We start from the raw sequence: 334 nt of genomic DNA on the forward strand, positions 1-334 counted from the left end.
ACAGCTTCGGCGGAGAGCGTGATTTTCCTTTTTTCATACCGTTACCGCCTTATGATTTCTTTATTTTACAGCGTTTGTAAAGATATGTTCCAGCTAATCCACCAGCAGACACAAGCAACATCACGACAAATGCCATTACATTTGTACTGTCGCCCGTTTTGGGACTGTCGCTAGGTCTGTTAGGCTTTTCTGGTGTCGGTGGTGTTTCGGGTTTTTCTGGCTTTTCCTTAAAGGTAATCGTCTGTCCCTTATCCTCAATATCCTTATGTTCGGTAACTTTCTTCGGTTCGTCTGGATTGCTCAAATCGTACAATTCTTCAAAAGTTACAAGCTG

At 42.8% G+C, this 334-nt stretch carries 1 protein-coding gene; it reads right to left on the reverse strand.

The annotated features are described in order from the left end of the window. Positions 1–49: 49 nt before the first annotated feature. The coding region (locus HMPREF0373_RS06505) for an LPXTG cell wall anchor domain-containing protein (RefSeq protein WP_021738868.1) at positions 50–334 on the reverse strand (285 nt) is incomplete at its 5' end.

The organism is Eubacterium ramulus ATCC 29099 (assembly GCF_000469345.1).
GTDB classification, from domain to species: Bacteria; Bacillota; Clostridia; order Lachnospirales; family Lachnospiraceae; genus Eubacterium_I; species Eubacterium_I ramulus.